This window comes from Lysobacter sp. 2RAF19 (assembly GCF_052115395.1).
GTDB lineage: Bacteria > Pseudomonadota > Gammaproteobacteria > Xanthomonadales > Xanthomonadaceae > Noviluteimonas.
Map to the genome: position 1 here is coordinate 37530 of NZ_JBFRGO010000004.1, position 25529 is coordinate 63058.

Here is a 25529-nt window from a genome sequence, read left to right on the forward strand (position 1 = left end):
GTCGCGAAGGCGCGGGATTATCGACGGCGGGCCGCCGACCGGTCAAACCGGAGGCCGGCCGGGCTTGCGCGGCGTGCGATCCTTGTCGCCATGGCCAACCCCTTTGCCCGCGCCCGCTATGTCCTTTCGGCGCACAACTATCGCCAATTGCCGCCCGATGCCGGCGCCGAGGTCGCCTTCGCCGGTCGTTCCAACGCCGGCAAGTCGAGCGCCCTCAACGCCATCGCGCAGCAGAATGCGCTGGCCCGCGTGTCCAAGACGCCGGGCCGGACGCAGCAGCTGGTGTTCTTCGAAGTCGCCCCGCACAAACACATGGTCGACCTGCCCGGCTACGGCTACGCGAAGGTCCCCAAGGATCTGCAGTCGCACTGGCAGCAGTTCCTCGACGGCTATTTCTCAACGCGCGATGCCCTGCAGGGCCTGGTGGTCATCATGGACATCCGCCACCCGCTGAAGGACTACGACCGGCAGATGCTCGGTTACGCGCTTCAGCGCGGCATCCCCGCGCATGCGGTGCTGACCAAGGCCGACAAGCTCTCGCGCGGCGCGGCGGCGAATACGCTGCAGGCCGTGCGCATGGAACTGACGCGCGTGTACGGCGACAGTGTTTCGGTGCAGACCTTTTCCGCCGAATCCAAGCAGGGCGTGGACGAAGCGCGGGCCGTGGTCTCGCGCTGGCTGGGCGTCTGACGGCGAGCCCCGCGCGCGGGAACGGCCCGCACAAGTGCCAACTTTGGAACGACGGCGTCCTGTCCGCGTGAGGAGTGCGTGGACGTTACCGGGACTATAGTGCCGGGCCTGCAACGGAAGGAACCGATGTCGAGCCTGAGCAACGTCGCCGAGCTTCCCATCACCGATCGGCGCGAGCTGGTCGAATACCTCGCGTCCGGAAGCAGGCCGCGCACCGATTGGCGCATCGGCACCGAGCACGAGAAATTCGGCTTCCGCACCGACGACCTGCGCCCGCCCACCTTCGACGGTGAGCGCGGCATCGAAGCGTTGCTCGAAGGCCTGGTGCGTTTCGGTTGGGAACCGGTGCGCGAACACGGCCGCACCATCGCCTTGGCGCGCGACGGGGCGAGCGTCACGCTCGAGCCCGCCGGCCAGCTCGAACTCTCCGGCGGCCAGCTCGAATCCATCCACGACACCTGTCGCGAAACCAACACGCACCTGGACGAAGTCAAAGCCGTCGCCGGGCAGCTCGGCATCGGCTTCCTCGGCATGGGCTTCCAGCCGAAGTGGCGCCGCGACGAAATGCCGTGGATGCCCAAGGGCCGCTACAAGATCATGCGCGCGTACATGCCCAAGCGCGGTAGCCTGGGCCTGGACATGATGACGCGCACGTGCACCGTGCAGGTCAACCTGGATTTCGCCAGCGAAGCGGACATGGTGAAGAAGTTCCGCACCTCGCTCGCGCTGCAACCGATCGCGACCGCGCTGTTCGCCGATTCGCCGTTCACCGAAGGCAAGCCCAACGGCTTCCTGTCGTATCGCTCGCACATCTGGACCGACACCGATCCCGACCGCACCGGCATGCTCGACTTCGTGTTCGAGGACGGCTTCGGTTTCGAGCGTTACACCGATTATCTGCTCGACGTGCCGATGTACTTCGTCTATCGCAACGGCGAATACCTGGATGCGTCGGGCAAGTCCTTCCGCAAGTTCCTGGACGGCAAGCTGGATGTCACGCCGGGCGCGCTGCCCACGCTGCGCGACTGGTCGGACCACATGACCACCGCCTTCCCCGAAGTGCGCCTGAAGAAGTACCTGGAAATGCGCGGCGCCGATTCCGGCCCGTGGAATCGCATCTGCGCGCTGCCCGCGTTCTGGGTCGGCCTGTTGTACGACGACGCCTCGCTCGATGCGGCCTGGGACCTGGTCAAGGACTATTCGCGCGAAGAACGCCACGCCTTGCGCGACGGCGTGCCGAAGCATGCGTTGAAGTTGCCCGCGCGCCTGGGCAAATCGCAGGCCACCGTGCGCGAGCTGGCGATCGAAGTGCTGAAGATTTCCGCCGCGGGCCTGGCGCGTCGCGATCGCCGCAACAAGAGCGGCGTGGACGAGCGCGTGTTCCTCGATCCGCTGATCGAAAGCGCCGAAGCCAACCAGACGCCGGCCGAGCGCAAGCTCGCGCTGTACGAAGGCCCGTGGGCCGGCAACATCGACCGCGTGTTTTCCGAGTTCCAGTACTGACCGAAGCGGTCAGAACACCGCGGCCTGAAGCGGGGTATCGGCCCACTGCCATGCCGCCTGGAACTGCTTGCGCGTTTCCGCCGCGGCGTGCTTGTCGCCCATCGCGTCCTGTGCCTGCGCCAGGCCATACAGGCCCCAGCCGTTCTTCGGGAATTTCTGCAGGTCGTTTTCGAACGCCTTCACCGCATCGGCCGGGCGCCTGGCTTTCAACAACGCCGCGCCAAGATAATTGCTGACGGGCAGCGGCCAATCCGCAGGCTCGTTGTAGGTCAGCTTGTCTTCGATGTCCCCGGCCTTGCGCAGCGCTGCGATGGCCTGGTCGTGTTTGCCCTGCGACGAGGCGATCTCGCCCTGCAACACACCGGCGCCCACTTTCAGCAGATCGCCGGCGTAGTTCGTGGTACCGAGCATCAGCTTGGCCATCGCCGGATCGTCCGCGAGCGCTTGCAACGCGGCGAGTTCGCGCTCCGCCTCCGGCATGTTGCCCTTGCGCAGTTGCGCCATGCCGCGCGCGAAATGCCAGATGCCGGTCGGATAGGGCTGCGGCGCAGGCGATTGCGTGCGCGCGAGGATCGCGTCCCACTCGCCGAAACGGACTTCGGTCTGCATCGGCACGACCACGAAGTGCTGCATGAAGTTGAGCGCGTCCAGTTTCTCCATGTCCGCGTGTTGTGCGGTCTGGTCCGAGGCCTGCGTGGCCAGCGTGCGCGATCCCATCAGGCCCGCGCTGAGCGTTGCGAAGTGCCAGTTGTGCGGCACGTAACCGAGCGGATACATGCCATTGGTGCCCCTGCAGACCGCGAGGAATTCCTTGTCGGCGGTGGAGGCGCGGAAATTGGCGAGCGTCGCGTCGTTGTAGCGGCCCGTACGGATGTAGATGTGCGCGGGCATGTGCACCAGGTGCCCCGAGCCGGGCGCGAGACCGCCCAGCGTGTCGGCGAGCGCCTCGGCGCGGCCGGGATCATCGGACGCTTCGACCGCGTGGATGTAGTAGTGGATCGCGCCGATGTGTTTCGGATTGCGTTTGAGCACCGTCTCGATCGCGCCGAGGATCTTCGGCGTATCCGCGTTCGGTTTGCCGGCGGTCCAGTAATTCCAGGGCGTGAGGTCCATCAACGCTTCGGCGTACATCGCTTGCGCATCGTCGTCGTCGGGGAACTGCGCCACCACATTCGCCATCGCATCGGCGTAGGCCTTGTCCAGCGGCGCGCGATCGGCGGGCGCGGGATCGGCATAGCGCTTCGCCAACGCTTCGATCAACGCGCGATCGGCCGGCTTCGCGTTGTCGGCGAGCGACAGCGCCTTCTTCGCGAGCGCAGCGGCTTGCGGTACGACGTCGGGCTGCATCGGCAGATTGATGTTCGGCCCGAGCACGAGCGCCTGGCCCCACACGCAGATCGCGCATTGCGGATCCAGGCGCGCGGCTTCGGCGAATGCGCGGCCCGCGGCCTCGTGGTTGAAGCCGTAGGCGAGCCGCAAGCCCTGGTCGAAGTAACGCTGCGCAGCGGGCACCGGCGTGCCGATGTCGCGATGCAACTGCCCGAAGGTTTCGAACAGCGGCGGTGCGGGCGTCGCGGATGCATCGGTGCGGGGTGCGGGCGCTTCGCAGGCGGCGAGCGCGAGGGTGGCGATGAGAGCGGCCCAGATGCGATGACGACGCATGGCGGAGGATCCTGCTGTCGAGACAGGAGGTAAAACGCAAGTCGCCCGGCCGACAGGACGCATTCCACGCGCCGGCCCGGCGGTGTAGCGTGGGCGCCCCCGATCAGCCGAGCCCACGCCGATGAAGTCCCGCGCCGCCGTCGCTTTCGCCCCCGGTCAACCGCTGCGCATCGTCGAGATCGACGTCGCGCCGCCGCGCGCGGGCGAAGTGCTCGTGCGCATCACGCACACCGGCGTGTGCCACACCGATGCGTTCACGCTGAGCGGCGACGACCCCGAAGGCCTGTTCCCCGCGGTGCTCGGCCACGAAGGCGGCGGCGTGGTGGTCGAAGTCGGCGAAGGCGTGACCAGCGTGCAGCCAGGCGACCATGTCATTCCGCTCTACACGGCCGAATGCGGGAAGTGCAAGTTCTGCACCTCCGGCAAGACCAACCTGTGCCAGGCCGTGCGCGCGACGCAGGGCAAGGGCGTGATGCCCGATGGCACCTCGCGTTTCACCTATGAAGGCAAGCCCATCTTCCACTACATGGGCACGAGCACCTTCAGCGAATACACGGTGTGCGCGGAGGTCTCGCTGGCGAAGATCGATCCGCAGGCGCCGCTCGAAAAAGTGTGCCTGCTCGGTTGCGGCGTCACCACCGGGCTCGGCGCGGTCCACAACACCGCGAAGGTGAAACCCGGCGATACGGTCGCGGTGTTCGGGCTCGGCGGAATCGGGCTGGCGGTGGTGCAGGGCGCGAAGGCGGCGGGTGCCGCGCGCATCATCGGCGTGGATACCAATCCGGCGAAGTTCGACCTGGCGCGCGCGCAGGGCGCGACCGACACGATCAATCCGAGGGATTACGACAAGCCGATCCAGGAGGTCATCGTCGAGATGACCGACGGCGGCGTGGAGTTCAGCTTCGAATGCATCGGCAACGTCGATGTCATGCGGTCTGCCCTGGAGTGCTGCCACAAGGGATGGGGCGAAAGCGTCATCATCGGCGTTGCCGGCGCGGGGCAGGAAATCCGCACGCGGCCGTTCCAGCTGGTCACCGGGCGCGTGTGGCGCGGCTCGGCCTTCGGCGGCGTCAAGGGGCGCACGCAGTTGCCGGGCATGGTGCAGCAGGCGATGCGCGGGGAGATCCAGCTCGATCCCTTCATCACCCACAACCTGCCGCTGGAACGCATCAACGAAGCCTTCGACCTGATGCATCGCGGCGAATCCATCCGCACCGTCATCCACTTCTGATGCGCAGGATCGAATCGCACGCGTGCTTCGGCGGCACGCAGGAAGTCTGGGCGCACGAGGCGACATCGACCTCGTGCGAGATGCGCGTGAGCGTGTTCCTTCCGCCACAGGCAAGCAGCGCGCGCTGCCCGGTGCTGTATGTCCTGTCCGGGCTGACGTGCACCGAGCAGAACTTCATCCAGAAATCCGGCGCACAGCGTTACGCCGCCGAGCATGGGCTGATCCTCGTCGGCCCCGATACCAGTCCGCGCGGCGCCGGTGTTCCGGATGCCGAAGGCGATGACATCGGTTTGAGTGCGTCGTTCTACGTCGATGCAACGCAGGCACCGTGGTCGGCGCAGTACCGGATGCATGCCTACGTGACGCAGGAGTTGCCAGCGCTGATCGAAGCCGCGTTCCCGGCGAGCGACGTGCGCGGCATCACCGGACATTCGATGGGCGGGCATGGCGCGTTGATCTGCGCGCTGCGCAATCCGGGCCGCTATCGCAGCGTGTCGGCCCTGGCGCCGATCTGTTCGGCATCGCGCGGCTGGGGCCGCAAGGCCTTCGCGGCGTATTTCGGCGAAGACCCGGAGACGTGGCGCGCGTGGGACGCATGCGATCTGTTGCGCGCTTCGACTGAACGCTTGCAGCTATTGGTCGACCAGGGGCAAGCCGATCCGTTCCTCACCGACAAACTGTTGCCGGAGATGTTGCGCGACGCCTGCGCCGATGGCGGGCACACCCTCGACATGCGCATGCGCCCGGGTTACGACCATGGTTTCTATTTCGTCGCCTCGTTCATCGGCGACCACATCGCGTATCACGCCGCGGCGCTGAAGTCGGTATAGGCGAAGCGCCCGTCGCGCAGCACCGACGCGCCGCGTTCGACGGCGAGCGGTTGCGTGAACATCGGCCCGGCATGAACGAGCGTGTGGAACTCGCCGCGCTCGCCGCAGGGATCGCAGGCCGACGGCAACTCCGCGAGCAATGACGCATCGAACGCGCGTCCGCTGAAGGCGGCATCGAGTTGCTGCGTATCGACGCAACACAGGTGCGCGCGCAACCCACCGTCGATCATCGCGCGCGCGAGTTGCGTGGTGTCGCGACCGAACAAGGGAAACCGCGGTGTCCATCCAAGGCGCGCGCACAAGGCTTCACGCCAGGCCTTCACGTCTTCGAGGAACAGATCGCCGAACACGATGTCCTCGCACGCAGGCCAACGTGCGCGCGCCTGCGCCAAGGCAGTCGCGAAAGAGGCTTCGTAGGTCGCGTTGTCGCATTGCGGCGGGATGACCGCTTCGATCACGGGCACGCCCGCCGCCCGCGCCTGTGCCTGCAGCAAGTCGCGGCGGATGCCGTGCATCGCGATGCGATCGAAACCGGACGTGACGGTCGTGACGAGTGCGACCACGTCGGTCCCGCCCGCCGCCCGAACTGTCTGCAGGGCCCACGCGGCATCTTTTCCACCGCTCCAGGAAAGCAGGGCCTGTCGATCCGTCGGCATGCGGCGTCCTCACGCGAAACGAACACCATTCTCGCGCGCCCTCACGTTCCGCACAAAAAAAGGCGACGGAGCCTTGGGTCTCCGCCGCCAGGGGGTTGCATGAAGGGGGTACATGCAACTCAGGACGAGGCGCACGACTTCGAACTCGTGCTGCAGGCCGGAGATTCCGCGTGCCAACCCCCGCGCGCAATCGCTGTGTCGGGGGAACGCGGGCTTGTCCGGTTTACGGGGAGACCAGCGTTCACGAGTGAGCGGCGAGAGCATTCGGGGGAAGCATCGTCGCGCCGTGTCCAACCAAGGGCCCCCGATGGCTGCAATGCCCGTGCTCGTGATCGGTCTCGACGCCGCCTGGCGTTCGCGCATGCAGCGCCTGCTCGCGATGCGCGGCGAATTCGACTGGCTGGGCGCCTATGCCCCGGGCCAACCGCGCGAATCCCCGAATGGCCAGCCCGCGCTACTGCTGCTCGACGGCGACGACCCCGAGGTCGATCGCGAACGACGCAAGCCCCAACTGCCCGCGCCGCGGCGCCTGTACTTCTACCGCAACCCGAACGTCGAGGCTTTGCAGCACTGCGTCGAATCGCAGGGCCACGCCTGCCTGGACAAACACGATTCCCCCGACACGGTGATGCGTGCGATCCGTGCGGCCGAGTCCGGCCTGTTCGTCGTCGCGCCCGAGCTCCTGCTCGAAGCGCTGCACGCGGGCACCGGCGTGCCCGCGCCTGCGCCGATCGCCGAAGCGCCGTTGCACGGCACGCCCGATCACACCGGCGATTGGTCTTCGCTGACCGAACGCCAGCGCGAAATCGTGCATTGGGCCGCGCGCGGAATGAGCAACAAGCAGATCGCGCGGCAACTGGGCATCAGCCCGGAAACGGTGAAGACGCACTTGCACCACGTGTTCGAACGCGAAGGCGTGCACGGGCGCATGGCGCTGCTCGCCGCGCATGTCGGCGAGCGCGCGACGACGACATCGGGCTAGTCAGGCCGCGACGTCCCGCAGTTGCCAACCATCGCCCGCAAGCAGGCGCAGGCGATGTCGCAGGATGCTCGCCGGCAGCGTCGTCGTCGCGACCAGGTCGATGCGCAGGTCGTTCTGTTCGCCGGTGACGCTCGCCGCCGGGTCGACCGCGGCCAGCGCCTGGTCGACATCGTCGGGATCCTCCTGCTGCCCGCGCCAACGTTCGAACAGGGCCGTCGAACGCAACGCGTCCTCCAACTCCGATGCGAAGCCCGCCGCGCCGTGCGCCTGGAAGGACGTGTTCGCGTCGCTGCCGCGCGCGGTCTTCGGGTCGGGCAGGCTGAGGTAGTAGCGGGTCATGGGGTCGACTCCTTTCGGGATGCGTGCATGCTCACCCGCGCACTGCGTGCGCGGCGTCAAGGCCTCAGGCTTCGAACGCGTGCGGCTCGGCGGCGAACCCGACCACGAGCGCACCCTTGCCCACGTTGACCATGCCCGTGAGGCTCATGACGCTCTCGAACAATTCGATGTTGTAGCTCTGGCAGGTCACGCGCAGGTCCTCGTAGCCGGGCAGGGCGCGCATCTCCGCGAGCTCGCCGCCGTAGCTCAGGCACACCGTCGGCGTCATCAGGCCGCGGCGCACGCGATCGGCCGTGTGCGCGAACAGCTTCTGCACCGCATTGTCGAAGCCCTTGACCTTGGCGATCGGCTCGGTCTGGCCGCGATAACCGCGCAGCACCGGCTTGATGTCGAGCGCCGAACCGAGCGCCGCACTGAGCAGGCCCACGCTGCGATCGCCCTTCGTGCGGGCCCGCGCGCGCAGGTAATACAAATCGCGCGGGATCATGAAGCCGTAGGTATGCAGCGCGAGGTTCTCCAGGCGCGCACGGATCTTCGGCGCGCCTTCGCCGGCCTTGATCAGGCGAACCGCTTCCACCGCCGTGATGCCCTGCGCGGCGAACAGCGTCTGCGTGTCGATCACGCGCAACGCGAACGGCGTGTCGTGGCCCGCGGCCGAACGCACGCCGCGATATTCGTTGAGGATCGCGTAGCTCGCCTGCAATGCGTTGTCGTAGATCGGGCTGCGCGTGCGCGTGATCGTCATGCAGAAGACGTAGTCGTAGTCGATCACCAGCTTCTTGAGGAAGACATCGGTGATCTGTTCGACCGAGAAGGGCGCGGTCTCGGCTTCGGCGCCGTGTTCGGCGACGTGCGTGCGCAGGAACTCGAGCGTCTGGACTTCGTCGCGCTGGTCCTCGCGCGTCTGGTCGCCGATGCGCACGGTGATGGGCAGGATCGTGAAGCCGTTGCGACGCAGGTAATCGCCCGGCAGGTCGCAGGCCGAATCCACCACCAGACCAATACGCATTGCGCAAACTCCCCCGAGGGAAACGTGATCGAGTTCGCGGACCCTACCGCAACTCAGGGCAGGCGGGAAATCCCGACGGGCAGGGTGGACACGCGCTGCATCTGCGGATCGTCGAGCAGCGCGGGATCGTGCAGTGCAGCAAGCGCGAAGTCGTGCGCGTCGTTGCCCCAGAACAAGGCGTCGCCGATCTGCAGCGTCGGGACACCGAACACGCCCGTGGCGATCGCCGCGTCGGTGTTCGCGCGCAGGGCGGCCTTGGTTTCCGCTGCGCCGATCGCTTCGGGCGCGATGCCGAGCCGATCGAGCAGGGGCGCGAGCGCCGCGGCATCGTCTGCCGCGCGCCCGTCGCGCCAGATCCAGTCGAAGATCGCATCGACCGCCTCGGGCGTGCTGCCCGCGGCGATGCACGCGCGCAGCGCGAGGAGCGGGTTGAACGGATGCGCGGGCGGGAAGGTCATCGGTACGCCTTCGGCGCGCGCCTGCCACAGCACGTGCCGATACGTGAATTCGCGCTTGCCCGCGATTTCCGCCGGGCCCTTCTGCCCGTGCGCCGAGAGGATCGCGCCGAAGACGACCGGCACCGGTTCCACCGCGTGCGTCGCACGCAGGCCCTTCACCTTCTGCCAATGCAGGTAGGAGAAGGGCGAGAGGAAATCGAAATACCAGCGCAGCGGCGCCGCCATCTCAGTGCCAGGCCCCGATGATCAGGCCGTACAGCGCGAACTGCAGCAGGTGGTAACCGGCGTCGATCAGCCACAGTTTCAAACTGCGGCCGGCAAAGGCGTAATTGATGCCGAAGCTCATCGCGACGAAGAAGAAGCCGACCATCACGCCCGCGTGCACCGACTTCCACAACTCCGGCCCGGTGTTCATCAGGTGCAGCAGCATCGCGAAGCCGTACGCGGCGATCAGCGCCGCGACGAAGGCGATGCCGAAGACTTTCGCCGGATGCGATTTGGGTGCCGCGTTCGGGTCGACGCCCGCTTCGCGGCACCATGCATGCTTGAACAGCGGGCCGTACCACAGACCGCCCAACACGAACGCGGACACCGCCGCGGCCACGATCGCCAACCAGTTCAAGTGATGCATCGCGGATCCTCCCCGGCGCCTTTACTCGGAGCCGGCAGGATACGCGCGGGGCAAGCCGGTGGGCGAGTGCAGGTAGCGGTCGCGCAATTCGGTCTGGCGCGAACGCATCGGCTGCGCACGGCCGTCCAGCCACACCGCGTCGGCGAGGGAGGTGACATCCAGCGGATCGCCGCTCCACAACACCAGGTCGGCGCGCTTGCCCACCGCGATCGTGCCGAAATCGCCATCGACGCCGAAAGCTTCCGCCGGCACGCGCGTCAGCGCCGCCAACCCGTCTTCCCACGGCAAGCCGTTGGCGACCGCGTTGCCCGCCATCTGCCGCACCTTGCGCGCGTGATGCGAACCCGCGCTCTGGATCGCGACTTCCACGCCCGCCTTGTGAAGGCGCGCGGCATTTTCGAGCGTCGCGCCCAGTTGGTCGAAATCCGCCGGCAAATCGGCCAGCGTGTCGACGAACACCGGCACCTTCGCGGCCGCGAGTTGATCGGCGACCTTCCACGCTTCCGCGCCACCGGTCACGGCCACGCGCACGTTGTTGCGCTTGCTCCAGCGCAGCAGTTGCACGATGTCGACCGCGCGATTGACGTTGACGACGATCAGGCCGCGACGATCCAGGAACTTCGCGAACGCCGCGCGCCCCATCGGCGTGAGCATCGCGAACTTCGAATCGGCCGACATGCGCCCGCGCGCTTCGGCGACGAGCTGGTCGAGGATCATCCACTGCGCGGCGCGCGAACTGCCGGTGAGATTGGAGGCCGCCGAACCGAGCGAAAGGAACAAGGCCTTCGGGCCGACGGGATCGAGGCTGCCATCCAGGCGCACCACGCCGCCCTGGCCGCCGACGATCGAGCCGCCGGTCGTCGAGCCCGCCGCGAGCATCGTCCAACCGATGCCTTCCACGCGCGCGACCGGCAGCAACACCGACTCGGGGTTGTAGGCGAGGGTGACGTCGAACTCCGGCCGCACCGCCGGATCCTTTTCCTCACCGAGCGATTGCTGGCTGTCGACGGTGGTGCTTTCGCCGCTGACTTCTTCCAGGCCGATGTCGGTGATGCCGCCGAACAAGGCCGGCGTCAGTGCGCGACCGTTGGCTTCGACGACCGTTGCGTTGCCCGCCTGCAGGTTGGTGCCCACCGCGGCGATGCGACCGTTGCGAACGAGCACGTCGGCGTGTTCGAGCGTGCCGCGCGCGGTCGCCGTATGCACCTTCGCGTTGTGCACGAGCAGGTCCTGCGCCATCGCGCCGCCCGACAAGGCGAGTGCGCAGGCGATGGCGAGCGTCTTCACGAGGGCGCGGTTCATTGCACACCTCCGCGCGAGTCGTCTTGTCCGAGCATGAAGTCCGACTTGGGTTGCCTCGAAGGATCATTGCGGTCGTACAAACGCGCGCCGTCGATGTAGACCTGTTCGGCGTGCGCATAGACGGTGAACGGATTGCCGTTCCAAACGACCACGTCGCCCATCTTCCCCGGCTCGAGCGTGCCGGTCATGCCGTCGATGCCCATCGCCTTCGCCGGATTCTGCGTGAGCCAGCGGATCGCGTGTTCGGGCGTGACGTCGATGCCGACACGATGCGCGTTGGCGATCACCTTCGCCGCTTCCTGGTTGAGGCGCTGGATGCCTTCCTCGCTGTCGGAATGCACGATCGCGCAACCATTGGGCACGCGGTCGACGAGCGCGATGTTTTCCTGGATGCCGTCGAAGGCTTCCATCTTGAAGCCCCACCAGTCGGCCCACAGCGCGCCGCAAGTGCCCGCCGCGGCGAGTTTGTCGGCGATCTTGTAAGCCTCCACGCCGTGGTGGAAGGCGGAGATCTTGAAGCCGAATTCCTTCGCCAGGTCCAGCATCGTCGCCATTTCATCGGCGCGATAGCAGTGGATGTGCACGCGGATGTCGCCGTTGATGGCGCCGGCGAGCGTGTCGTTCTTCAGGTCGCGCTTGCCGGGGCCTTCCTTCGCGTCCTTCTGCTTCTTCATGTAGTCGGCCGCTTCGATGAAGGCGGCGCGGTAACCGGCGACGTTGGCCATGCGCGTGGAGGGGCCACCCTTCTGGCCGTACACGCGCTTGGGGTTTTCGCCGCAGGCCATCTTCAGCCCCCACGGTGCGCCGGGGAATTTCATCGCCTGGTAGGTCGTGGACGGCACGTTCTTCAGGGTGGCGCCGCGGCCACCGATGAGGTTGGCCGAACCCGGCAACACCTGCAGGCTCGTGATGCCGCCGGCGAGCGCGGTGAGGAAGCCCGGATCCTGCGGCCAGATCGAATGCTCGGCCCACACGTTGGGCGTGACCGGGGCGGTCGCCTCGTTGCCGTCGCTGTGCGCGCTCACGCCGGGGCTCGGATACACGCCCAGGTGCGAGTGGATGTCGATGATGCCCGGCGTGACCCACTTGCCGTGCGCATCCACGCGCGTCGCGCCCGCGGGCGCCTGCAGGCCGGTGCCGACGGCGACGACCTTGCCGTCCTGCAGCAGCACGTCGGCATCTTCCAGGCGCGTGCCGGTGCCGGTGAGCACGGTCGCGCCGGTGATGAGCACCGGCGGCGAGGGCACGCGCTGGTAGGTGCTCGGGTACGGATCGTCGAGCCAGCTGGGCTTGGCGGACGCGGAGGCGGGTGCGTCGGACTTCGTCGCTCCGCTGCTTGCGCAGCCGGCGATGAGGACCGTCGCGATGACGGCAACGATGGGCTTGAGCAACACGGTCGATCCCCTTGGCGGCGCAAGCCACGAACGCTAGCCGGTGGCATGTTCGAGCGCCACCGTGTCTTTGGTCATAATCCAACCCATGAAGGACAAGCCCCAGATCGTCGAGAACTGGCTGCCGCGTTACACCGGCGTGCCGCTGGACCAGTTCGGCGAGACCATCCTGCTCACCAATTTCGGCGGTTATCTCGGACATTTCGCGCGGCTCACGGGCGCGCAGGTCGTCGGGCTCGACCGCCCGATGCCCAGTGCGACGGCCGACGGGATCACCATGATCAACTTCGGCATGGGCAGCCCCAATGCCGCGACGATGATGGACCTGCTCTCGGCGATCATGCCCAAGGCCGTGTTGTTCCTGGGCAAGTGCGGCGGGCTCAAGCGCAAGAACCAACTCGGCGACCTCGTGCTGCCCATCGCCGCGATCCGCGGCGAAGGCACGTCCGACGATTACCTGCTGCCCGAAGTCCCCGCGCTGCCGGCCTTCGCGCTGCAACGCGCGGTGTCGACGATGATCCGCGACCTGGGCCACGACTACTGGACCGGCACGGTGTACACCACCAACCGCCGCGTGTGGGAACACGACGAGGCCTTCAAGGAGCGCCTGCGCGTGATGCGCTGCATGGCGATCGACATGGAAACGGCGACGGTGTTCGCCGCGGGCTTCGCCAATCGCATCCCCAGCGGCGCATTGCTGCTGGTGAGCGACCAACCGATGGTGCCCGAAGGCGTGAAGACCGAAGCCTCGGACGCGCGCGTCAGCGCCGAATTCGTCGAGCGCCACATCCAGATCGGCATCGAAGCGCTGCGGCTGATCCGCCGCCATGGCAAGAGCGTCAAGCACCTGAGGTTCGACGAATGACCGATCCGAAATACATCGTCGATTTCTGGCGCGAGGCCGGACAGGAGAAGTGGTTCGGCGGCGGCCCGGAATTCGACAGCGAATGCGACGCGCGTTTCCACGAGCTGCATTTCATGGCCGCCGAACGCAGGCTCGATGCCTGGCGGGAGACGGCGGAGGGCACGCTCGCGCTGCTGATCCTGCTCGACCAGATTCCGCGCAACATCTTCCGCGGCACCGCGCACCAGTACGCGACCGACCCCCTGGCGCGCAGCATCGCGCGGCATGCGATCGACGCGGGCTTCGACCAACACATCGAGCCGGCGCTGCGCGTCTTCGTCTACCTGCCCTTCGAACACTCCGAGGACCCGGCCGACCAGGCGCGCGCGGCAGCGCTGTATGCGGCGATGCCCAACGGCGACCAGGGCGGATGGGCGAAGAAGCACGCCGACGTCATCGCGCAGTTCGGGCGCTTCCCGCATCGCAACCGCGTCCTCGGGCGCGAGAGCACGGCGGCTGAACAAGCGTGGCTCGATGCGGGTGGGGGTTTCGGTTAGTGCATGGCGCGGGAACGCAGGGCGCGCTCCAATTCGACTGGATGTTTGACCGATACGACGAGGTCGAATGAACCGCGCAGCGATACGCGCAAAGCCGGTATTTGACCGTTCCCCGCTGCCACGAACAAGCGCCGGCCGCCCGACCCTGCAAACCAGCCCAACGCAAATCCTGGAAACCCGATTCCGTTGAGGCGCCATCCCAGTCGAGGGCGCTGCTCCGCAGCGACGTTAATGACCTCCGAGTAGAGAATGCGTTTTCGGAAGAGGCCTGCGCCTACGCGAAGGGCGTCGGCCTCCAGCGAGACCGCGGACCACGCCATATGGACAAGGATCGTCGCCAAGAGCGCGGTAGTGACCATGAGCGCGCCATTGCGGGCGGATCCTTCGAGCATCGCTGCGCTGACACCGTAGATCGATGCAAACACAACGACGAGCGTCGTGAGCGAGGCGCGGTTGAACGCGGGAACGCGGAATCGAGCCGTTTCAGTCATGCGCCCGCCGCCTTCCATGCGTACAACGCGAGCACATCGATTGCCTCGTCCCTGGCCGAGTCCGGAATCGACATCAGGCGCATTGCACGCATCGCGTCGACGACTGCGACGGCCTCCGCGCGAATCACCTCTCGAAGCGCGTGCTCGGTCAAACGCTGATCACCGATAATGGTGCCGACGTGGGACAGACGTTGATAGTTGTCCATCAGTATTGGATCGAGGCGTGCGATCCGGGCCGCGGCTGCGACGCCATAAGCGACGACCGGGATGGCGACGATGACGGCAACCATGACCGCCACCACGGCCGTCACGACGGCTGCAACGATGGAAATCACCACAGCCATCCGAGTTGGGTCATAGATGCCGCGCGAAAGGAACTCGCGCGTCGCGGACAAGTCGTCGATGGTAGCCGCGGCCGATCCGTCGTTGAGCATCCCGAGCAGGCCGATGTCCTGCGCAGTGCGACGACGGTCGAGGTGCTGCCGCAACTCTGCGGCATTGTCCGAGAGGATCGTTTCGACGCGCTTCTGCAGGATCGAGGGCGCTGGACGATTGAGCATCCCCGCGGCTTCGAGCAGATTGAACAGATTAGTGTAGTCGCCGATTGCGATTGCGTGCTTGATATGTGGATCGGACAAGGCAACTGCGAGGCGAACCGACTCGTCCGAGAGGGTTCTATCCGAAGTGTCGAGCCCGCGACTTCGAAGGTAGTTCGCAGGATCTTCGGAAAGGGCGCGCCCTTGGGTGGCCGAGCGCATGGCGTCATGGATGGACGTCGCGATCGCATCCAACTGCGCCCAGAACTGCCTCGGCACGCCAGAGCGTTCAAGCGGTAGCGCAAAACGCAAGCTTCGCTTATTCGCGATGGCCACGCTGCCTGGCGTACCGAACAGTCGGTCGGTCGCGGCCGCCTGCGTCGCCGGAATCGACAACAGTGCCGCTTGAATGAAGGATCGCCGCTTCATCGAGACTCCTTGGTGGCGCTGCCATAGGTATCGAGCGCCGCTGCCATTGCATGGCGGGTCATCACTTCGGGGACGAACTCCGGATAGCGCTGCGTCAGCAGTGCGCGAAGGTCGTCTCGCTGATGCAGGATCACGCAGGCCTGGCACTGATGAACAACGCCCTCGAGCAACTGGGGCGCCAAGTCAGGCAGCAGTCGTTCGATGATGGAATAAGGTCCATCGACCTTGAGCCAGTACTTGAGGAAGTCCTCTTCCTGCATGCGATAACGCGCAGCGAGGCCACCTTCCGAACACCGCCCAAGCTTCATCTCCGGGATGTGCTCGAAGGTCAGGCCGCAGCAGGCCGAGACCTCGTCGGCCGGCGTTATCACGATGTTGTTGAAGACCTGCGAACATCCCTTTCGAAGCGCCGCGAAGTCCGGCGCTTGATGACGAGATGGCGCGCCGGCGTGGAACGGCATCCAGAAATTCGCCTGGATTCCGAAGTCGGAGCCGGATGCCAGCTTCACGATTCGTGGATCGGACCTGAGCGCTGATACGCACTGGCTGTCGTCAGTGTCCGTCTCGACCGTGACAAGCACGCGTACGCCTGCGTCGACCGCAGCTTCAGCCGCGTTGACCACTGCCTCATGGCCAACCCATTGTTGATGATCGCGGCCGGTACTCAGGTTGAGTTCGGTCAATCCAGCTTCGGCAAGGCGTCTGCACGTGTCGCGTGCCCGCGCCAGGCGCTTCGCCCAGGAGCCATTGCTCACGATCCTTGTTTGCAGGCCGAGCGAGGTGCAGTGCGAAACGGATTCGATGAGCGCCTCCTTCAGCAAGAGAGGCTCGCCGCCACTGAAGACGACAATCCGCAGGCGCGGAAATGCCTCAGCAGCCTCCGAAATGCGTTTCCTGATGATGTCCCCATCGAGCTGCCCGCGCAGATGCGGACTGGATTCAAAGCAACACTGCTCACACGCCGCGGTGCAGCGATAAGTGCACAGAATGGTCAAGCTGGCTGGCGAAATGGTGAATGCCACGACATGGCTCCTTGCCGACGTGCTTCGTTGTCACCCCTCGGCAAGACGCCGATCAATGGCAGCCGCCATCTCGCAGAAGATTCAGGCACCAGATAGGGTTCGAATCCCGCCGATGCCGTAGCATCGCCGCATGATCACGACCCTGCTGCTCCTCGCCGCCACGGCGACCACCCCCACCGCATCCACCACGATCGCCGCGCCCACCACGACCGCGATGCCCGTCGCCGTCGCGAAACTCGATTACGACGCCGCCAAGGCGCTCGCCGATCGCGACGAAGCCGCGATGTCGAAACTCTCCGCGGGCATGCTGCGCCGTTCGCAATCGGGCGTGCTCGATCGCGCCGCCGATTCGTGCCGCACGGAGGAGTCGCCGAAGTCCTTCGTCGTCGTCCTCGAACTCGATGCGCAGGGCCGGGTGACCAACCACTGGCGCAATGCGGAGACCGGCCTGGCCAAGTGCATGGACGACAAGCTCTCGCGCCAGATGTTCTACGTGCCGCAGACGGCGCCGTTCTACATCTCCTTCGAAGTCTCGTTCACCAAATGACGATTGGCGAATACAAGCATCGGCCCAAGCCCGGCGCACGCGTCGGCATCGGGCTGCTGCTCATCGGTGTCGCGATGGCGGGCTGGGGGTTCTGGCAGATCGCCGAATTCATGCAGGCCAACGGCACGGCCGCGCCCTTCCGCGGGCGCGTCGTGCTGCATGCGATGTTCGCGGTCCTCGGCGTCGTCGCGTTCCTGCGCGGCGTGCGCGCGCTGCTGGCCTCGCGCTGACTCAGTACTTCGCGACGCCCGCTTCCACGTCCGCCCACGCATCGATGCCGCCGGCGATGTTGTAGACCTCGCGGAATCCCTGCTGACGGAAATGCTCCGCCGCCTGCGCGCTGCGATTGCCGTGATGGCACAGGAAGGCGAGCGCGGTGTCTTTCGGCAGCGCGTCGATGGCTTCCAGGCCCGCATCGAGATTCAACACCTCGCCGCCGATCGCCGCGATCGCGCGCTCTTCGGACGGACGCACGTCGACGACGCGCAGCGTGCCGGCGTTGCGGCGTTCGATGGCTTCGGCCGGCGTCATCGATTTCACGGCCGGCGGCGCGTTCGGATTCTCGATGACCAGGCCGCGGCCGCGGGCGTCGTCGGCCCAATCGATGCGCAGGCCCTGCGCGCGGCGTGCGCCGGCCAGGTCGAATTCCACGCGGATGCCTTCGACGGTCGAAGTGATCGCATTCGGATCAGGCTGCGCCAGGTGCAGGCGCGTGCGGTATTGCGGATCGATGTCCATGCGGACGACGACGTCGCCGCCGGCATCGGTGATCGCGGTGCGCAGCATCTCGATGGCCGCTTGCCCGATGTGGATGGTCGGCGGCGTGCGATCCGGCGGCGGCAGGCCCAGCGCGCCGTGCAATTCGCCGGAGTTCGCCATCTGCTCGATGATGTCGCTGCCGCCGACCAGCTCGCCGCCGATGTAGAGCTGCGGGATCGTCGGCCAGTCGCCGTAGAGCTTGATGGCGTCGCGGATTTCGGGATCGGCCAGGACGTCGACGTGCTTGTAGTCGATGCCCAGGGAATTGAGCGCGCCCACGGCCTTCGCCGAGAAGCCGCATTGCGGCGCCTGCGGCTGTCCCTTCATGAACAGGACGATGCGGTTGTCCGCGAGCAACGTGTCGATGCGCGAGCGGAGGGCGGGGTCGAGGGACATGGGGCGTTCCGGAACTGCTGGGGGGAGCCGCCATTGTAATCCTTGGGGCAAGATGCTCCCCATGACCGATCTCGTCGCTCCCCGCCGCGTCCCGCGCCGCCCGCACGTCTGGGCGTGGTGCCTGGTGGCGTCGCAGGCGCTGGTCGCGTGGCTGTGGTGGCGTTTCGGCTGGCAGGTGGGGCTGCCGGCGATGATCGCCTCGCATGCCCCCTTCTGGTGGGCGACGATGGTGCCGGACTCGGCCCTGTTCAGCCCCGTGTTGCGGCGCCTGCCGACCGACGCGCCCGTCGCCTGGCTGACGATCGACGATGGCCCCTCGCCGGACACCCTCGCGGTGCTCGACGTGCTCGATGCCTTCGATGCGAAGGCCACCTTCTTCCTGGTCGGCGATCGCGCCCGCGCGCAGCCGGAGCTCGTGCGCGAAATCGCGCGACGCGGCCATGGCATCGGCAACCACAGCGCGACGCACCCGCAGGCCTGGTTCTGGGCGCTGCCGCCCACGCGCATGCGCGAAGAAATCGAACGCACGCAAGCCACCTTGCGCGAACTCACCGGCACCACGCCGCAGTGGTTCCGCGCGGTGGTCGGCATGGCCAATCCCTTCGTCGCCGCGGTGTTGAAGGCGCAGGGCATGACGCGCGTGGCGTGGAGTGCGCGCGGTTACGACGCCTTCGCCTCCGATCCCGAGCGCGTCGCCGATCGCATCGAAGGCCAGCTTTCACCGGGCGCGATCGTCTTGCTGCATGAAGGCGCGAAACACGGGCGCAATGTCGAAACCCTGCGCGCGGTACTCGAACGCCTGCAGGCGCGCGGTTATCGCGCCGTGCTTCCGCGCTAGTCGCGCGCCGCGACGATGCGCCAATTGTTGAAGGGCGTGTTGCCGTAGAGCGGCGTGAACGTCGCACGCAGGCCGGCGCGCTCGAACCGCGCACGCAGATCATCGGCTTCCGGGTAGGACCGGGGCGCCGACGGCATCCAATGCACGATGCGCGAGAACACATCCACGCGCCGCGTCGTGCGTGCACGCACGCTGCCATCGTCCAGCCCGGTGCGGATCACGAGTTTCCCGCCGGGCGCAAGGCACGCGATGGCGCTTTCGACAATCGCGCCCTGCGCCTGCGCCGGAACGAACTGCAGCACGTCGAGCACCGCGACGCTGCCGGTGTGCGCAGGCATGCCATCGGCGAGGTCGACGACATCGAACACAGCGTCCTGCAAACCCGCGCGCGCTGCGCCGCGCTTGGCCTGTGCGATCTTCGGCGCATCGATGTCCACGCCGCGGTAGGGCATCGACAGTCCGTTGGTGCGCAACGCATGCGCAAGCAGGCCGATGCCGCAGCCCAGGTCGAGCACCGGCGCCGACGTACCACGCAGCGCATCGATCACGCCCGGATACAAGGGATCGGTCCGCAACTTCACGCGCGAGTAGTAGTACAGCGAACGATTGCCGTACCAACGATCCGGCAGGAAAGCCCGTGCGATGCGCAGCGCGTCCGCCGCCGGCAGCGCCGCGTCGTTCATTGCGCGAGCAGCTTGCGTGCGACGGGGAGCGCGAGTTGCGTCCACGTCGTATACATCGCGCCGTCGGGGTGCAGGCCATCTTCGGCGACCTGCGTGGCGTTCGCGCGGCTCGCCGGGGTGATGTCGACGTACGCGACGCCGTGCGCCTGCGCGATCTCACGCGCGGCGGCATTGAATGCGTCGATCTCTTCGGAGACGTTCACGCGTTCGCGCGCTTCGGTTTTCGCGAAGGGCGTGACGCCCCAATCGGGAATGCTCACCACCAGCACGCGGTCGGCGCGGCCGTTCGCGAAGCCGATCGCGCGCGCCAGCAACGCGCGGAATTCGCTGCGGTAGTCCACCACCGTGCGCCCGCGATACTGGTTGTTCACGCCGATGAGCAGCGAGACCAGGTCCCAATGGCCGAGCGGTTCGGCGGCGTCGATCGCCGCGTTGAGTTCGTCGGTGGTCCAGCCGGTGGTCGCGATGATGCGCGGATCGCGCAGGCCGATCTTTTCCTCGCGCAGCGCGCGCGCAAGCTGGACCGGCCAGCGCAGGGCGGGATCGACGCCTTCGCCGATCGTGTAGCTGTCGCCGAGCGCGAGGTACCGCATGCCGGCGAGCTTGCGCATCAGGCCACCGCGCTGCGCTGGGCGCCTGCGCTTTCGGCGCGCCGGGACAGGACGCGCTCGATGCGCGCGAACACCTCGCGCAACACCGGCGCTTCGGGCAACAGCGTCACGCGGAAATGATTGCGGAAGGGCACGTTGAAACTCGAGCCGGGCACGATCAGGACATCTTCGCGTTCCAGCATTTCCAGCGCGAAGGCGTGGTCGTCGAACCCTTGCGCCGCATCGCCCACGACGGCGGGGAATCCGTAGAGCGCACCTTGCGGCGCGACCAGCGAAAGGTGCTCGCTCGCTTCGCAACATTCGATCAGCGCCTGGCGCGTGGCATGCAAACGCCCACCGGGCGCGGTGAGCGCGTGGATCGTGTCCACGCCGTGCAAAGCGTGCTCGATCGCGAATTGCCCCGGCACGTTCGCGCACAGGCGCAGCGCACCGAGCAGGTCCATCGCGTGGTGGAAGTCGCCGCTGGCGAGCGGATCGCCGCTGAGCACCGCCCAGCCCACGCGCCATCCGCAGGCGCGATGCACCTTCGACAAGCCGCCGAACGACAGGCAGGGCAGGTCGCCGGCAAGCGGTGCGAGCGGCTGGAAGGTCGCCTCGTCGTAGAGGATCTCGTCGTAGATCTCGTCGGACATCAACAACAGCTGATGCTTGGCGGCGATGGCGACGATGCGTTCGAGCAGTTCGCGCGGATAGCTCGCGCCGGTCGGGTTGTTCGGATTGATCAGCACGATCGCGCGGGTGCGCGGCGAAACGAGCTTCGCGATCTCTTCCGGGTCGGGCAGGAAGCCGTTCTCCGGGAGGCATCGGTAATAGACCGGCCGGCCATCGTTGAGGATCGTCGCCGCCGACCACAGCGGATAGTCGGGCGAGGGCAGCAGCACTTCATCGCCGGGATTGAGCAGCGCGCGCAGGCTCAGGTCGATCAGTTCGCTCACGCCGTTGCCGACGAACACGCGCTCGGGCGAGGCATTGGGCGTGCCGCGCTGGCGATGGAACTGCGCGATCGCCTCGCGCGCGGCGGGTAGGCCCTGTTGGTGCGTATAGGGATCGGTCTGCGCGATCCCGTCGGCGATCGCACGCTGGAGGTGTTCGGGCGCGCGGAACCCGAAGGCGCCCGGGTTGCCGATATTGAGTTTCACCAGCGTGCGGCCCTGGGCCTCCAGTTCGCGGGCGCGTCGCGCCAGCTCACCGCGGATCTCGTATCGGACTTCGGACAGGCGTTCGCGGGTCTTCAGGCGCAGGGACATCGGCGGCATTCGGGAAAACGTGGAGGCACGCAAGCCTACCAGCACCGGGAGCGCTAGAATCCGTGCGATGACGACCCACACCCGCCCGTGACCCCCGCCCTGCGCGCCATCGGCTGGCCTTATGCCGCGCAGGTGGAAGACGCGGCCTGGCGGGAAACGTTTGCAGCGCATCCGCAGGCGCGCCCGGCGCGCGTGACCGAGCAGCACCGCACCGGGTATGTGGTCGCCGAAGGCCCGGACACCGGCTTCAAGGCCGAGTCCCCACCCGAGTGGCAGCGCGCCTCCAGCTATCGCAAGGGCGGCATCGCCCCGGAAGACCGCGCGGCCGTCGGGGATTGGGTGTTGCTGGAAGGCAAGCGCATCGTCGCGCTGCTGCCGCGCCACACGGCGATCAAGCGCGGCGCGGCGGGCGAGCATTACAAGCAGCAATTGATCGCGGCCAACATCGATACGGTGTTCGTCGTGTGCGGGCTCGACGCGGACTTCAATCCGCGGCGCATCGAACGTTACCTCGTGCTCATCGGCGGCAGCGGCGTGGTGCCCGTCGTCGTGCTCACCAAGGCCGACAAGGCGCTGGCCGAAGACGCGAACGCGATCGACGATGCACGCGCTGCGCTCGAAGGCGTCCTGCAGGGCGTGCAGGTCGTGCCCGTGAATGCCAAGGATCCCGACAGCGTCGCCGCGCTGATGCCCTGGCTGGGCGCGGGGCAGAGCATCGTGCTCGTCGGTTCCTCCGGCGCGGGCAAGTCCACGGTCACCAACACGCTGTTGGGCGTGGAGAAGATGAAGACCGGCGAAGTCCGCGAAAGCGACTCGCGCGGCCGCCATACCACCACGCATCGCGCCTTGATCCCGCTGCCGTCGGGCGCGTGCATGATCGACACGCCGGGCATGCGCGAACTCAAGCCGACGGGCGAAGAGGATGTCGCGGAAAACTTCGGCGACATCGAAGCGCTGGCCGAACAGTGCCGGTTCCGCGATTGCCAACATGCGAAGGAACCGGGCTGCGCAGTGCGCGCGGCGATCGAAGCCGGCACGCTGGATCCTGCGCGCTTCGCCAATTTCCTCAAGCTGCGCGGCGAGGTCGCCGGTGCGGCGAACCAGCTCGCCACGCGCCTGAACCAGAAGGCGAACGACAAGGTGCAGAACAAGGCCTTGTACAAACGCATCGACGACAAATACGGACGCCACTGATGGCCGAGCTTGCCGACGACATCCTCTATCACGCTGCGTTGGACGCACGCATGGTGAAGGCCGCGCGCGGCATCCGCCTGCTGAACTCGGTGAGCTGGGCGGCGAGCGAGCAGGCGCGCTTCATGGAGTGTTACAACCGCGGCGAATACACGCTGCCCAGGCACGAATACCAGAAGTTCGACTACACCGAGGCGCGCCGCGAGCTCGCCGATATCGAAAAGGCGGCCGACCCCGACCATCCGCTCGGTCATTACGTCTGCGATTCGGCGCGCAGCTGGGGCATCGCCTGCGAGTTGCTGGAAAACCTCGGCACGCCCGAAGTCACCCGCCATTCGATCCGTTTGTTCGGCCGCCCCGACGAACCCCTGCCGGGTGGTGGCCCGACCACGCGCGAGGCCGCGCACCATTTCATCGACATCGCGAACGAACTCGACAAGGAACTGCTCGCGCCCGAAGAACAGGTGCAGATTTCCGCGACGGCGCTGCAGTTGCAGTTACAGGCGTCGCTGGACGACTTCTTCAACGCGCGCCTGATCGAAGTCGTGCTGGACCCCGAACTCATCGCCAAGGCCGCGGCCGGCGCCACGCGCATCCGGCTGCGGTCCAGCGCCGCCTTCAGCGACTACGACCGCCACCAGTTGCTCGAACACGAAGCCTTCGTGCATTCGCTCACCGCGCTCAACGGCCGCGAGCAGCCGCAACTGCAGAGCCTGTCGCTTTCCTCGCCGCGCACCACGGCCACGCAGGAAGGCCTGGCGACCTTCGCCGAACAGATCACCGGCAGCATCGACATCGAGCGCATGAAGCGCATCAGCCTGCGCATCGAGGCGGTCGCGCGCGCGCTGGAAGGCGCGGATTTCATCGAAGTGTTCCGCTTCTTCCTCGATGCGGACAACCCGCCGCTGGAAAGTTTCGTCTCCGCCCAGCGCGTGTTCCGCGGCGTGCCGACCAGCGGCGGCTACGCCTTCACGAAAGACACCGTGTACGTGCGCGGGCTCATCGGCGTGCACACCTTCTTCCGTTGGGCGCTGCGCAATCGCAAGCTGCGCCTGTGCCGCATGTTGTTCGCCGGAAAGATGACGCTCGCCGACGTGCAGCGCTTCGAGCCGATGTTCGATTGCGGTGCGCTGATGGCGCCGCGGTGGTTGCCGCAGTGGGTCTCGCGCGCGAACGGGCTCGCCGGCATGCTCGCTTTCTCGCTGTTCGCCAACCGCATCCGGCTCGACCAGGTGATGGCGTCGGAAGGCTTGTTCGAACTGCAGTGATCAGTGGGCCGGCACGAGCCGGCCGTCGTGGGCGATGATGTAATCGGCCGGTTCCGAAGCGCCGACCACGCGCACGCGATCCCCGATGCGCACGCCGCGATATTCGGGGATTTCGTGCGTCAGGCGCTGGAACATCCAGCCCTTCGCATCCGAAGCGGGCCGCAGGCGCACGGGCGGCGCATCGACCGCGCGCGTGCGCAACACCTCGGACAGCGCCGGCGAAAACACCGACTGCACGCGGCCCACCTCGAGCATCACGCCCATCACCACCACGCCGTGCAGCACGGTCATCAGGGCCATCGTGCCGAGCGCCATGCGCCCCCAGCGCGCGGTACGCGCCCACGCGGCCGCGCCGCACAGGGCATACACGGTGGCGAAGCCGTAGGCGTAGTGGTTCGCCGACGCACCGAGCAGCAACACCGGGCCGAGCGCCGCGCCGCCGGCGACGATCGCGAAGGCCGTCAACCGCCGGCTGCCGCGCCACATCGCCGCGATCCATGCGCACCACAACACCGCGGCCATCAGCTGGTATTTGAAGCTCGACTGGTCGAGCGTCGATTGTTCTTCGATCACGCGGACCATCGGCGAGAACAACTGATATTCGACCCAGCGCACCGCGACATTCGTCACGTTGGCGGCGTAGAGCGCGGGTTTGTCGGTCGTGTCGAGCAGGATCGGCAGGCGGACCGCCAGGTAGGCCGCGGCCGCGGCCCATGCGCCTAATGCCGCCGCGCCCCAGCGCTTTTCGCGCGTGAATACCCACGCGACCGTGGCGACCAGCGGGATCGACAGCGCCGCTTCCTTCGCGAGCAGGGCCACGCCCGTGGCCAGCGCGGCAACGAGCGCGATCGCCACGATCGATCGCGCACGCAGGCCGAACCACGCGATCGACAGGCCGCAGGTCAGCCACGCCAGGTCCGCGATCGTTCCCACCCACCCGTGCGCGACGACGGCATACGGACTCAGCGCGAAAACCAGCACCGCCACCGCGCACGCGGGCGCATCGATCCCCGCGCGCCGCCCGATCGCATACAGCAGCGCGCAATTCCCCGCGCCCCAGGCGACCAGGACCGCGTGGAAGGCCTGCGGCGTCTCGAACAACGCACGCGACAGCGCCATCCACAGGTTGAAGGTCAGGGGGCGGTACTGGAAGGTCCCGACGTCGAACCAGTCGACCCAATGGTCCAGATGGGTCGCGAAGAACGCCCACTGGAGCTCGTCGTGGCTGTAATAGCCGGGATTGAGCGCCAGCGGCGCCTGGAGCACGAACACCGCGAGCGCGATGGCCCACGGCGCCGGCGTGGCCAGCAGCGCGGACCAGCGCCGGGACAGGGACGCGACGGCCATCGAACGAGGTTTCCGTGAAGACAGGCTGCATTCTAAGCACCGCGCGGCGACCACCGACCTGCGCGGTGGGTAGAATCGA

The 25529-nt window shown here is 67.0% G+C and carries 28 protein-coding genes; 12 read left to right on the plus strand and 16 right to left on the minus strand.

Annotation, left to right across the window (positions count from 1 at the left end):
• Positions 1-90 precede the first annotated feature (90 nt).
• Both yihA and AB4059_RS14195 read left to right on the plus strand, forming a co-directional pair.
• Positions 91-690, plus strand: coding sequence for a ribosome biogenesis GTP-binding protein YihA/YsxC (gene yihA / locus AB4059_RS14190; protein WP_498979752.1), 600 nt, complete (start codon positions 91-93; stop codon positions 688-690).
• A gap of 126 nt (positions 691-816) precedes the next feature.
• The gene (locus AB4059_RS14195) at positions 817-2193 is read left to right on the plus strand and encodes a glutamate--cysteine ligase (RefSeq protein WP_498979754.1); all 1377 of its coding nucleotides are present in this window, start codon (positions 817-819) and stop codon (positions 2191-2193) included.
• 9 nt (positions 2194-2202) lie between these two features.
• On the opposite strand, the gene AB4059_RS14200 is transcribed toward AB4059_RS14195, so the two are convergent.
• Positions 2203-3855, minus strand: a complete 1653-nt coding sequence (locus tag AB4059_RS14200; protein WP_498979755.1) for a tetratricopeptide repeat protein — start codon at positions 3853-3855, stop codon at positions 2203-2205.
• Between the two features lie 121 nt (positions 3856-3976).
• On the opposite strand from AB4059_RS14200, the gene AB4059_RS14205 reads away from it, so the two are divergent.
• Both AB4059_RS14205 and fghA read left to right on the plus strand, forming a co-directional pair.
• The gene (locus AB4059_RS14205) at positions 3977-5086 is read left to right on the plus strand and encodes an S-(hydroxymethyl)glutathione dehydrogenase/class III alcohol dehydrogenase (protein ID WP_498979757.1); all 1110 of its coding nucleotides are present in this window, start codon (positions 3977-3979) and stop codon (positions 5084-5086) included.
• Positions 5086-5916 (plus strand): S-formylglutathione hydrolase, encoded by an 831-nt coding sequence (gene fghA / locus AB4059_RS14210; RefSeq protein WP_498979758.1) that lies wholly within the window; start codon positions 5086-5088, stop codon positions 5914-5916. The genes AB4059_RS14205 and fghA overlap by 1 nt, the downstream gene beginning before the upstream one ends.
• Here fghA and AB4059_RS14215 read toward each other — a convergent pair.
• Positions 5889-6572 carry a Dph6-related ATP pyrophosphatase gene (locus tag AB4059_RS14215; protein WP_498979760.1) on the minus strand — a complete coding sequence of 228 codons (684 nt, stop codon included), beginning with the start codon at positions 6570-6572 and terminating at the stop codon, positions 5889-5891. The two genes, fghA and AB4059_RS14215, sit on opposite strands and share 28 nt — an antisense overlap.
• Positions 6573-6879: 307 nt before the next feature.
• Between AB4059_RS14215 and AB4059_RS14220 the strand changes: the two genes are divergently transcribed.
• Positions 6880-7554 (plus strand): helix-turn-helix transcriptional regulator, encoded by a 675-nt coding sequence (locus AB4059_RS14220; protein WP_498979762.1) that lies wholly within the window; start codon positions 6880-6882, stop codon positions 7552-7554.
• Here AB4059_RS14220 and AB4059_RS14225 read toward each other — a convergent pair whose 3' ends face one another.
• The 6 genes from AB4059_RS14225 to AB4059_RS14250 all read right to left on the minus strand — a co-directional run bounded on the left by AB4059_RS14225 (position 7555) and on the right by AB4059_RS14250 (position 12645).
• A complete protein-coding gene (locus AB4059_RS14225) occupies positions 7555-7893 on the minus strand; it encodes a hypothetical protein (RefSeq protein WP_498979763.1) in 339 nt (112 codons plus the stop codon).
• A gap of 64 nt (positions 7894-7957) precedes the next feature.
• Positions 7958-8902, minus strand: a complete 945-nt coding sequence (locus tag AB4059_RS14230; RefSeq protein ID WP_498962916.1) for a DegV family protein — start codon at positions 8900-8902, stop codon at positions 7958-7960.
• A gap of 53 nt (positions 8903-8955) precedes the next feature.
• Positions 8956-9585: a 2-hydroxychromene-2-carboxylate isomerase gene (locus tag AB4059_RS14235; RefSeq protein ID WP_498979764.1), complete on the minus strand. Its 630-nt coding sequence runs from the start codon at positions 9583-9585 to the stop codon at positions 8956-8958.
• A 1-nt stretch (position 9586) separates the two neighbouring features.
• Positions 9587-9991 carry a DUF1761 domain-containing protein gene (locus AB4059_RS14240; RefSeq protein ID WP_498979766.1) on the minus strand — a complete coding sequence of 135 codons (405 nt, stop codon included), beginning with the start codon at positions 9989-9991 and terminating at the stop codon, positions 9587-9589.
• A gap of 21 nt (positions 9992-10012) precedes the next feature.
• Positions 10013-11293, minus strand: coding sequence for an amidohydrolase family protein (locus tag AB4059_RS14245; RefSeq protein ID WP_498979768.1), 1281 nt, complete (start codon positions 11291-11293; stop codon positions 10013-10015).
• Positions 11290-12645, minus strand: a complete 1356-nt coding sequence (locus tag AB4059_RS14250; RefSeq protein WP_498980062.1) for an amidohydrolase — start codon at positions 12643-12645, stop codon at positions 11290-11292. Before AB4059_RS14250 ends, AB4059_RS14245 begins: the two co-directional genes overlap by 4 nt.
• Positions 12646-12772: 127 nt before the next feature.
• Between AB4059_RS14250 and AB4059_RS14255 the strand changes: the two genes are divergently transcribed.
• Both AB4059_RS14255 and AB4059_RS14260 read left to right on the plus strand, forming a co-directional pair.
• Entirely contained in the window at positions 12773-13549 is a 777-nt protein-coding gene (locus AB4059_RS14255) for an AMP nucleosidase (RefSeq protein ID WP_498962906.1), read from the plus strand.
• Positions 13546-14085 carry a DUF924 family protein gene (locus tag AB4059_RS14260; RefSeq protein ID WP_498979769.1) on the plus strand — a complete coding sequence of 180 codons (540 nt, stop codon included), beginning with the start codon at positions 13546-13548 and terminating at the stop codon, positions 14083-14085. The genes AB4059_RS14255 and AB4059_RS14260 overlap by 4 nt, the downstream gene beginning before the upstream one ends.
• Here AB4059_RS14260 and AB4059_RS14265 read toward each other — a convergent pair.
• Genes AB4059_RS14265 through AB4059_RS14275 form a run of 3 tightly spaced genes read right to left on the minus strand, consistent with a single transcriptional unit; the run spans position 14082 to position 16563 of the window.
• Positions 14082-14576: a PH domain-containing protein gene (locus AB4059_RS14265; protein WP_498979770.1), complete on the minus strand. Its 495-nt coding sequence runs from the start codon at positions 14574-14576 to the stop codon at positions 14082-14084. The two genes, AB4059_RS14260 and AB4059_RS14265, sit on opposite strands and share 4 nt — an antisense overlap.
• Positions 14573-15541 (minus strand): hypothetical protein, encoded by a 969-nt coding sequence (locus AB4059_RS14270; RefSeq protein WP_498979771.1) that lies wholly within the window; start codon positions 15539-15541, stop codon positions 14573-14575. Before AB4059_RS14270 ends, AB4059_RS14265 begins: the two co-directional genes overlap by 4 nt.
• Positions 15538-16563 (minus strand): radical SAM protein, encoded by a 1026-nt coding sequence (locus AB4059_RS14275; RefSeq protein WP_498979772.1) that lies wholly within the window; start codon positions 16561-16563, stop codon positions 15538-15540. Before AB4059_RS14275 ends, AB4059_RS14270 begins: the two co-directional genes overlap by 4 nt.
• A 130-nt stretch (positions 16564-16693) precedes the next feature.
• Here AB4059_RS14275 and AB4059_RS14280 point away from each other — a divergent pair, with 130 nt between their 5' ends.
• Positions 16694-17110 (plus strand): hypothetical protein, encoded by a 417-nt coding sequence (locus AB4059_RS14280; RefSeq protein WP_498979773.1) that lies wholly within the window; start codon positions 16694-16696, stop codon positions 17108-17110.
• The gene (locus AB4059_RS14285; RefSeq protein ID WP_498979774.1) at positions 17107-17340 is read left to right on the plus strand and encodes a hypothetical protein; all 234 of its coding nucleotides are present in this window, start codon (positions 17107-17109) and stop codon (positions 17338-17340) included. Before AB4059_RS14280 ends, AB4059_RS14285 begins: the two co-directional genes overlap by 4 nt.
• Position 17341: 1 nt before the next feature.
• Here the strand turns inward: AB4059_RS14285 and grxD are convergent, their stop codons facing one another.
• Entirely contained in the window at positions 17342-18265 is a 924-nt protein-coding gene (grxD, locus tag AB4059_RS14290) for a Grx4 family monothiol glutaredoxin (protein WP_498979775.1), read from the minus strand.
• A gap of 61 nt (positions 18266-18326) precedes the next feature.
• Here grxD and AB4059_RS14295 point away from each other — a divergent pair, with 61 nt between their 5' ends.
• Entirely contained in the window at positions 18327-19103 is a 777-nt protein-coding gene (locus AB4059_RS14295; RefSeq protein WP_498979777.1) for a polysaccharide deacetylase family protein, read from the plus strand.
• Here the strand turns inward: AB4059_RS14295 and AB4059_RS14300 are convergent.
• The 3 genes from AB4059_RS14300 to AB4059_RS14310 are packed head-to-tail and all read right to left on the minus strand — an operon-like array spanning position 19100 to position 21653.
• Positions 19100-19771: a class I SAM-dependent methyltransferase gene (locus tag AB4059_RS14300; RefSeq protein ID WP_498980064.1), complete on the minus strand. Its 672-nt coding sequence runs from the start codon at positions 19769-19771 to the stop codon at positions 19100-19102. The two genes, AB4059_RS14295 and AB4059_RS14300, sit on opposite strands and share 4 nt — an antisense overlap.
• Before the next feature lie 11 nt (positions 19772-19782).
• Positions 19783-20397: an SGNH/GDSL hydrolase family protein gene (locus tag AB4059_RS14305; protein ID WP_498979778.1), complete on the minus strand. Its 615-nt coding sequence runs from the start codon at positions 20395-20397 to the stop codon at positions 19783-19785.
• The gene (locus AB4059_RS14310) at positions 20397-21653 is read right to left on the minus strand and encodes an aminotransferase class I/II-fold pyridoxal phosphate-dependent enzyme (protein ID WP_498979780.1); all 1257 of its coding nucleotides are present in this window, start codon (positions 21651-21653) and stop codon (positions 20397-20399) included. Before AB4059_RS14310 ends, AB4059_RS14305 begins: the two co-directional genes overlap by 1 nt.
• 78 nt (positions 21654-21731) lie before the next feature.
• Between AB4059_RS14310 and rsgA the strand changes: the two genes are divergently transcribed.
• Complete coding sequence (gene rsgA, locus AB4059_RS14315) at positions 21732-22838, plus strand: ribosome small subunit-dependent GTPase A (RefSeq protein ID WP_498979782.1); 1107 nt, start codon at positions 21732-21734, stop codon at positions 22836-22838.
• Complete coding sequence (locus tag AB4059_RS14320; protein ID WP_498979784.1) at positions 22838-24103, plus strand: flavohemoglobin expression-modulating QEGLA motif protein; 1266 nt, start codon at positions 22838-22840, stop codon at positions 24101-24103. The genes rsgA and AB4059_RS14320 overlap by 1 nt, the downstream gene beginning before the upstream one ends.
• Here the strand turns inward: AB4059_RS14320 and AB4059_RS14325 are convergent, their stop codons facing one another.
• Positions 24104-25450, minus strand: coding sequence for a hypothetical protein (locus tag AB4059_RS14325; RefSeq protein WP_498979785.1), 1347 nt, complete (start codon positions 25448-25450; stop codon positions 24104-24106). It lies immediately after the preceding gene.
• Positions 25451-25529 lie beyond the last annotated feature (79 nt).